9 protein-coding genes and 1 pseudogene are annotated in these 7,048 nt (G+C 68.1%); 3 read left to right on the top strand and 7 right to left on the bottom strand.

The window, feature by feature from the left end; all coding sequences use genetic code 11:
• Positions 1-1,053 (top strand): annotated as a pseudogene (locus tag V5A20_RS12390) (DUF5686 and carboxypeptidase-like regulatory domain-containing protein); the annotation flags it as partial.
• 65 nt (positions 1,054-1,118) lie between these two features.
• On the opposite strand, the gene V5A20_RS12385 reads toward V5A20_RS12390, so the two are convergent.
• Entirely contained in the window at positions 1,119-1,517 is a 399-nt protein-coding gene (locus tag V5A20_RS12385) for a hypothetical protein (RefSeq protein ID WP_332316860.1), read from the bottom strand.
• Between the two features lie 261 nt (positions 1,518-1,778).
• On the opposite strand from V5A20_RS12385, the gene V5A20_RS12380 reads away from it, so the two are divergent.
• Positions 1,779-3,584, top strand: a complete 1,806-nt coding sequence (locus V5A20_RS12380; RefSeq protein WP_332327466.1) for an ABC transporter ATP-binding protein — start codon at positions 1,779-1,781, stop codon at positions 3,582-3,584.
• On the opposite strand, the gene V5A20_RS12375 is transcribed toward V5A20_RS12380, so the two are convergent.
• From V5A20_RS12375 to V5A20_RS12350, 6 genes are all read right to left on the bottom strand, one after another.
• The gene (locus V5A20_RS12375; protein ID WP_332316862.1) at positions 3,581-3,775 is read right to left on the bottom strand and encodes a hypothetical protein; all 195 of its coding nucleotides are present in this window, start codon (positions 3,773-3,775) and stop codon (positions 3,581-3,583) included. The two genes, V5A20_RS12380 and V5A20_RS12375, sit on opposite strands and share 4 nt — an antisense overlap.
• Positions 3,776-3,793: 18 nt before the next feature.
• On the bottom strand, positions 3,794-4,168 hold the full coding sequence (locus tag V5A20_RS12370; RefSeq protein WP_332316863.1) for a clan AA aspartic protease: 375 nt from the start codon (positions 4,166-4,168) through the stop codon (positions 3,794-3,796).
• Positions 4,165-4,437, bottom strand: coding sequence for a hypothetical protein (locus V5A20_RS12365; protein WP_332316864.1), 273 nt, complete (start codon positions 4,435-4,437; stop codon positions 4,165-4,167). Before V5A20_RS12365 ends, V5A20_RS12370 begins: the two co-directional genes overlap by 4 nt.
• 138 nt (positions 4,438-4,575) lie before the next feature.
• Positions 4,576-5,046: a hypothetical protein gene (locus V5A20_RS12360; protein WP_332316865.1), complete on the bottom strand. Its 471-nt coding sequence runs from the start codon at positions 5,044-5,046 to the stop codon at positions 4,576-4,578.
• Between the two features lie 112 nt (positions 5,047-5,158).
• On the bottom strand, positions 5,159-5,524 hold the full coding sequence (locus tag V5A20_RS12355) for a cupin domain-containing protein (protein WP_332316866.1): 366 nt from the start codon (positions 5,522-5,524) through the stop codon (positions 5,159-5,161).
• Between the two features lie 116 nt (positions 5,525-5,640).
• The gene (locus V5A20_RS12350; protein WP_332315463.1) at positions 5,641-6,300 is read right to left on the bottom strand and encodes a phasin family protein; all 660 of its coding nucleotides are present in this window, start codon (positions 6,298-6,300) and stop codon (positions 5,641-5,643) included.
• Positions 6,301-6,702: 402 nt separating this feature from the next.
• Here V5A20_RS12350 and V5A20_RS12345 point away from each other — a divergent pair.
• Positions 6,703-7,048, top strand: a 346-nt coding sequence (locus tag V5A20_RS12345) for a Clp protease N-terminal domain-containing protein (protein WP_332327465.1), incomplete at its 3' end; no start/stop codon positions are given.

Below are 7,048 nucleotides of genomic sequence, written 5' to 3'. Positions count from 1 at the left end.
GTCGGGCCGCTCGCCGTCACGGGGCGGGGCGGCTACAACACCGGCCCGTCGGGCCCCACGCAGTGGTCGTACGGGGGCGAGGTGACCGCGCCCCTCGCGGAGAACACGGACCTGTCCGCCCGCTACCGCTACGGCATCGACCCGCGCTACCGGGCCCGCTCCCGCATCGTGCCGGTCTGGGCGCGCCTCTCGAACAGCCTATGGACGCTCGCGGGGGCGCCGGACTACTTCGACTACTTCGGCAACGAGCGCCTCCGCGTGTCCCTCCGGCGGGCCTTCTCCGGGCCCGAACTGGACCTCACTCTTCAGTTCCGCACCGAGCGACACTTCTCCGTCCGCAAGACCACGGACTACAACGCCCTCGGCCGGTCCGTGACGCAGCCCGCCAACCCGTCGGTCGACGCCGGCCAGCTGCGGTCGGGGGCCCTCACGGCCACACTGGGCGACGGCGGGGTGCTGGGGGTGACGCCCATCAATCGCGTGGCGGCCACCGTCGAGCACAGCGCCCCGGACGTGGCGGCGAGCGACTTCGACTTCACGCGGGTGGAGGTGGTGGCCGACGCGCGCATCGAGACCTTCTTCCAGCGCCGCCTGCTGCCGAACACGCTGGACCTGCGACTCGACGCCGGGGCCTCCTTCGGGGACCCGCCCCTGCAGCGCTTCGGGGTGATCGAGGCGAGCCCGCAGCCCTACACGCCGTTCGGCGCGCTCCGCACGCTCGACGACCGTCCGTACCAGGGCGAGCACCACGCGGTGCTGTTCTGGGAGCACAACTTCAGGACCGTGCCCTTCGAGCTCCTCGGGTGGCAGGCGTCGGTGGATCGGGACATCGAGCTCATCGTCCATGGCGGCCACGGGCGCACCTGGATCGGGGACGACGCCGAAGAGCGGCTGCTTCGCCGGGGCGTAGCGCTCCGACAGGCCAACTCCCTACACCACGAGCTCGGCCTCTCAGTCAACGGGCTGCTCGAGGATACCCTGCGGCTCGACGTCACCAAGCGGCTCGATGCCGCTGGTCTCAGTGTCGGCGTGAGTCTGCTTCGGTTTCTGTAGGCGGCGGGTTGGGGAGAAGGAGCCTGAGTCTGGACGGGGAAGGTCGGCGGAAGAAACAGTCACAGCTACATTCCCCCCTCGTAGTACGCGTCGAACCGGGGAATCTTGTCGAGGCCCGTCCAGTCGACCACCGCCTGGTCCTCCGCGTAGACATACGCTCGGGGCACGTTGCCGGGATCGAAGGCGTTGGGGCGCGACCGGTACATGTACTCGACGCGCGTTTTGCCGTCGGCCGTCGTTGTGTCCTGGCCGGCGGGGGGCCCCAGGGCCGCCAGCGCGTGGTCGATCGGCATGCCACGGTAGATGCGGCCCTCCGTCACGTGCACGCTGTCCCTGCCCGACAGCTCGTTCTCCTGCACGTACGACTCGCGCCCGTCGTCGAACAGGCCCCCGGCGGTGGTGCCGCAGGCCCCGAGGGCCCCGGCCGACACGAGAAGCAGTAGCAGCAGTGTAGAGGAGCGCATGGGCAAAATGGCAGTGAGCAGGAAACGTGAGTCTTTCCTTTGCACACACGGGCCCGGTGGTTGTTGCGCTCGACTCTGTGCTGAACGGGACGCGTCGGGGAGGAGCCGTGCCGGCGCGACGGGGGGTACGTCGGCCCCCGTCAGGCGTCCAGCTTGGCGTCTTTTTCCGAAACGGGGACATCCCCCGCGAATCCCTTCCGCTGAGAAAGAGGTTGACCCAAAGAGTCCAGACAGCCCGCTCCCTATCTACGCCCGCCGTTCATGCCGGAGTCTGATCCTACGTCCGAAGAGTCGTCGCTCCGTCCCGCGCGGCTGTGGACGTCCCTCCGGCGCATCCTTCGGCTCGGGTGGCCCTACCGGGGTCGCCTCGTGGGGGCCGTGGTACTCACCGTGCTGGGGGCGGCGGTGGCGCTCGTCGTGCCGCTGGGCCTGCGCGAGCTCGTAGACGCGGTCTTCCAGGACGAAAATCGAGCCCTGCTCGACCTCCTCACCCTGGTGCTGATCGGGCTCTTCCTGGCCCGCTCGGCGGCGGCCTTCGGGGGCAAGTACCTGCTGGGGTGGACCGGCGAGCGCGTGGTGGCGGACCTGCGGACGAAGGTGTACCGGCACCTCCACCGGCAGAGCCTGCGGTTCTTTACCGATCGCCGCACGGGCGACCTCACCTCGCGCCTCACCAACGACGTGGGCTCGGTGCGGAGCGCGGTGACGGACGCGCTCCCCAATTTCCTGACCCAGTCGCTCTCGCTGGTGGGGTCGGTGGCGCTCATGGTGGTGCTCAACTGGCGCCTCAGCCTCATCATCTTCCTCATCGTGCCGGCCGTGACCGGGTTTGCGGTCTACTTCGGGCGCAAGATTCGGGCGCTCGCCCGCGACATTCAGGACCGGCTGGCCGACACGACCGCCGTGGCGGAGGAGGCCCTCGCGTCCATCCGCGTCGTGAAGGCGTTTGCGCGGTCCGACTACGAGGTCACCCGCTACGAGGACGCGGTGGAGGACCTCTTCGGCACGGCGCGCTACCGGGTGGTCGTCACGGCGCTGTTCGAGTCGACCGTGGGGCTGCTCTTCTTCGCCGCCCTCGTGGCGATCTTCTGGTACGGCGGCATCGAGGTGCTGGCCGGACGGCTCACGGAGGGCGACCTCGTGGCATTCGTGTTCTACGCCTTCAACATCGCGCGGAGCGTGAGCAGCATGTCGCAGCTCTACTCCACCTTCAACAGCGCCGCGGGGGCCACCGAGCGCCTGTTCGACCTGCTCGACACCGAGCCGCATCTCCGCGACGCCCCGGACGCCGTCGACCTGCCCCCGATCGACGGCCGGGTGCGCCTCGACGATGTCACCTTCGCCTACGACGAGGGCCAGCCGGTGCTCAAGGACCTCTCGCTCGACGTGGCGGCGGGCGAGACGGTCGCCCTCGTGGGGCCGAGCGGCGCGGGCAAGTCGACCCTCATGAGCCTGATCCCCCGCTTCTACGCCCCCCAGGAGGGACGCGTCCTTGTCGACGACCTCGACCTGCGCCGCGTCACGCGGCGGTCCCTGCGCGCACAGATCGCGTCCGTGTCGCAGGAGGTGCACCTCTTCAACGCCACGATCGGGGAGAACATCCGCTACGGGCGGCTCGACGCGTCCGACGAGGCGGTGGCCGAGGCGGCCCGGGCCGCCAACGCGCACGACTTCATCGTCGACCTGCCCGAGGGCTACGACGCCGAGGTGGGCGAGCGGGGCGTGAAGCTGAGTGGGGGGCAGCGCCAGCGCGTCGCCATCGCCCGCGCCCTGCTCCGCGACGCGCGCCTGCTGCTGCTCGACGAGGCCACCTCGTCGCTCGACTCCGCCTCGGAGGCGCTCGTGCAGGAGGCCCTGGAGCGGCTCATGGAGGGGCGCACCACCTTCATCATCGCGCACCGGTTCTCCACCGTCCAGACCGCCGACCGCCTCTTCGTGCTCGACGACGGCCGCATCGTGCAGCGCGGCACCCACGCCGAGCTGATGCAGGAGGGCGGCCTCTATCGCCGGCTCGCGTCGTATCAATTCCGGGAGCCGAGCGGAGTAGACGAGGGGATATTTGACTAGCTTGCCCCGTTCCGCAGCGCGTCCAATGCCTCCGCCGTCGCGTCGTCGACGGGCAGCGTCTCGACGCGTTCTGCAAGCGCCGCAATCGTGGTGCCGACCTGCCACGACACCGGCGCGTCGGGGGCCTGGAGCAGGTGTCGGTAGAGAAGAAGGGACCACGCGGGAAAGGGCCCTGACGGTGCGTCTCCCAAATTTGTAGACTGACCCGGTCAGGAGGAGGGTGACAGGGGATCGACTTCGACGGCCCCATCGACCTGGAACTCGATGTAGAGGGAGAATCCCCAGAGGAGGCCAGTCCCCACGAGGGGCGTCGTCGGGGCTTCGGTCACAAAGATCTCCCTCGTCGATCCGGCGAACTCGGTCTCGGCATCGTACACGGGCACGTCGCGCACACGGCCATCCGCAAGGGTCACCTCGGTGACGGTCGCCTCCGGGAGGCCCAACGCCTCAATCTGTGGACGGGGAAGGGTGAGTTCCCCGTTGAAGCCAGTGTCGACGACGGCCTCGATCTCCAGCCTCCCGGCAGGGCCCACGATGTGAACGGGAAGCGCCGGCTCGCCGTCCGCATTCACGTGTCCGGTCATCGGTCCTCGGTGTTTTGGAGACGACCGCCGAAGTGATAGGCGGAACGACTTCCCACCCTGCGAAGCCACGTGCGGCCCCGTGCTTCCGGGTGCCGTTCCAGTAGGCGATCAAAGGCGGCTCGCGCATTGCGGTCGATCTCGAAGTCTTCCGTTTCAACGTCGATCACGACGAATTTACGGGCCTCCTCGTCAATGTCGACCTCCGGCCGCACCACACGCTCGAAGATTTCATTCCCCCGTTTAGCGAGTTCAGATTTATCCGTGGGCATGGGACCATGCGCAACTGTGAGGGGAAGCGTGTGACTCTTCCTACGCCGGTCGATCTCTTTCTTTCCCGAGAGGACTGCATCGAAAAAGCTGAGCGCAGGCGCTGAGGTCTGGTTTCCGTTCCGGCCGTGAGGTTGCCCCTACTCCGCCCCATTCCGCAGCGCCTCCAGCGCCTCCTGGGTGGCGTCGTCGACGGGCAACGCGTCGACCCGCTTCGACAGCGCGGCGACGGTTGTGCCAGCCTGCCACGACACCGGCGCGTCCGGGTCGTGGAGGAGGTGGCGGTAGAGGAGGAGGGACCGGGCGAAGCAGCCCCCGGCCTTCTCGGCGTCGTCCCGGTACTCATAGGTTTCCCCCATCCGGTGCAGCGCCCGGGCGAGGGTCTGGGCCACGTCCGGCACAAACCGGTCGTTCTTGTGGCACAGCTCCAGCAGTGCGTCCGGCGGAAGTGTGCGCAGGTCCTCGGCCTGCCCGTCGAGGTGGGTGCGGCAGGCCTCGTCGATCCCTTGCAACAGGTCCTCGGGCTGCTCGCGGGACGACTGCCCGAGCAGCGTGGCGATGGCCTTGGTGAACTGGCGAATCTGCCGCATCAGCACGTCCTGGTGAATCATGGCGGGGCGGGCACTCTGGAAAAGAAAGGCGTGTCGCCGTCGATGGGGAGGCGCGGCGGCGGGGGTCCTGTGAGCCTGCTCCCCAACGGCCCGCCCCGATCCGTCCGCCGGCTCAAATCCATTCGGGATCCTCAACCGTGCGGTCGGTCTCGCGGGATCCCGTGTTTCGGGTCGCGGCGGGCTCCACGAGGAGCACGTGCGCCTCCCCGTCGGGCGCGACCGGGCGGTGGTCGGTGCCGCTCGGGACGACGCAGAAATCGCCCGCGTCGAGCCGACGGTCGTCCGCGTCCCGGAACTCGATGACGAGTCGCCCACGGAGCACGAGAAAGAACTCATCCGCGCCGTCGTGGCGGTGCCAGTCGAACGGGCCCTCCAGCTTGGCGAGCTTGACGTGCTGGTCGTTCACCGCCGCGATGATGTGGGGGGTCCATTGTTCGTCGAACTGGGCCAGCTTCTCGCGGAGGGTTCCGGCGTGCATGATTGGGGGTGGGTCGGGGGACGTAGAGCCGCCAGGAGGGCGTCAACGAGAAACGCGACCGTCCCGGCGGGGACGGCCGCGTTCACATTGGGCGGAGTGCCGAGGGAGCGAAGGGGCTACGCGTCGTCCGCGTCGTAGGAGAAGCTCTCTTGCACCGAGCGGTCCTGTTTGTGGACGACGAGCTGGCTCGGGGCCTGCTCCTTGGCCGCGGCGCGGGCCGCACTCACGGCCTCCTTCTTCGTATCGTGCGAGCCGACGGGCGCGTCCTCCCCCTCTACTGTGATGGTCCACCCATCGTCGTTGGGCGCGACATGGAAGACGCGGGCCTCCACGGCCGTCTGCTGGGCGGTGAGCATCTCCGAGAGGGCGTCCAGCTTCTTCGAGAGCTCCCCCACGCGCCGGGAGAGGTCGCGCACCTCGCTGCGACTGGCCACCCCGAGCTGGCCGAGCGTGCCGCTGAGGGTGTCCGAGACGGCCTCCTCCACCGATTGCGTCGCGTCGTCGAGGCGCTGGGTCACGTCCTCGGTAAGCGTCTCCTGCTGCTCGCGAAGGGTCTCGGTGGCCTCCTCGATCTGGTCGCGGCGCGTGTCTTCATAGTGCCTGCCGCGCTCAACGAGCGTTTCGAATACCTTGTCCCCTTCCTGCTCGAGCCGCTCCAGGGCCCCAAGCCCGGCGAGCCAAATTTCGCGTGCCCGGCCCGACACCTCATCGGGCAGGGTCTTCAAGGAAAAGCCTTTCCGGTCGTCCGTCGGCGTCTCGTCGTTCGTGGCCGTCATGGCGGTCCGTCAAATCGTTGATGGATGGGCCTGCGAAGAAAGCACAATTACAATGCATCAAACCTCACATGCATAGTAATAACGCAGCGCGTCATTGGTTCCGGAATATGACGCACCGCGGCACGAACCCACGGCAGGGCTCCTGTGACGACGTGCCGTGCCGATGGCAGACCACTCCGCGCACTGGCAGATCGGCGGGGCGGCCTGACTGACGATGTGTGCGTCCTCCTATCTCGCACGCTGTGGCGTCCACCCTCTTCCTGCCATCCTGTCAGATCGTCTCCGGCTGGTACACTTTTCGTCTACCAGAACGAGTGAGGTGCGCAGAAGCCATTCCAGAGAACCCACTGGAGTGGGGGCACCGCACGCCCATTGCCGTTCGTCCAACCAACATTTTGACCTATGAACCTGCAAAAATTTACTGTCAAGGCCCAAGAGGCCGTCCAAAAGGCGATGGAACTGGCGGCCTCAAAGAACCACCAGGGCATCGAGCCCCCGCACCTGCTGGAGGCCTTTTTGAGCAATCCCGACAGCGTGGCCGTGTCGATCCTTCGGCGCGTGGGCGTGAGCCTCGACCGCCTCCGCACCGAGGTGGAGGCGGCCCTGGAGTCGCTGCCCGCGGTGACGGGCGCGAGTGCCGGGGATCAGTACGTGGGCGAGGAGCTGAAGAAGGTGTTCGACCGGGCCCGCGCCGAGGCCGACGTGATGGACGACGAGTACGTCTCGACCGAGCACCTGCTCATCGGCC

Origin of the sequence: Salinibacter sp., assembly GCF_036626415.1 — a bacterium.
In the GTDB taxonomy this organism is placed as follows: domain Bacteria; phylum Bacteroidota; class Rhodothermia; order Rhodothermales; family Salinibacteraceae; genus Salinibacter.
Note: the sequence above shows the minus strand (reverse complement) of the source record. Positions and strands in the feature narration are given on the sequence as shown.

What these genes read in the sequence shown, in the direction of transcription:
- V5A20_RS12370 (WP_332316863.1), bottom strand. Translation starts at nt 4,168, where the DNA reads ATGACCGGACACGTGAATGCGGACGGCGAGCCGGCGCTTCCCGTTCAC.
- V5A20_RS12355 (WP_332316866.1), bottom strand. Translation starts at nt 5,524, where the DNA reads ATGCACGCCGGAACCCTCCGCGAGAAGCTGGCCCAGTTCGACGAACAA.
- V5A20_RS12350 (WP_332315463.1), bottom strand. Translation starts at nt 6,300, where the DNA reads ATGACGGCCACGAACGACGAGACGCCGACGGACGACCGGAAAGGCTTT.
- V5A20_RS12360 (WP_332316865.1), bottom strand. Translation starts at nt 5,046, where the DNA reads ATGATTCACCAGGACGTGCTGATGCGGCAGATTCGCCAGTTCACCAAG.
- V5A20_RS12385 (WP_332316860.1), bottom strand. Translation starts at nt 1,517, where the DNA reads ATGCGCTCCTCTACACTGCTGCTACTGCTTCTCGTGTCGGCCGGGGCC.
- V5A20_RS12380 (WP_332327466.1), top strand. Translation starts at nt 1,779, where the DNA reads ATGCCGGAGTCTGATCCTACGTCCGAAGAGTCGTCGCTCCGTCCCGCG.
- V5A20_RS12365 (WP_332316864.1), bottom strand. Translation starts at nt 4,437, where the DNA reads ATGCCCACGGATAAATCTGAACTCGCTAAACGGGGGAATGAAATCTTC.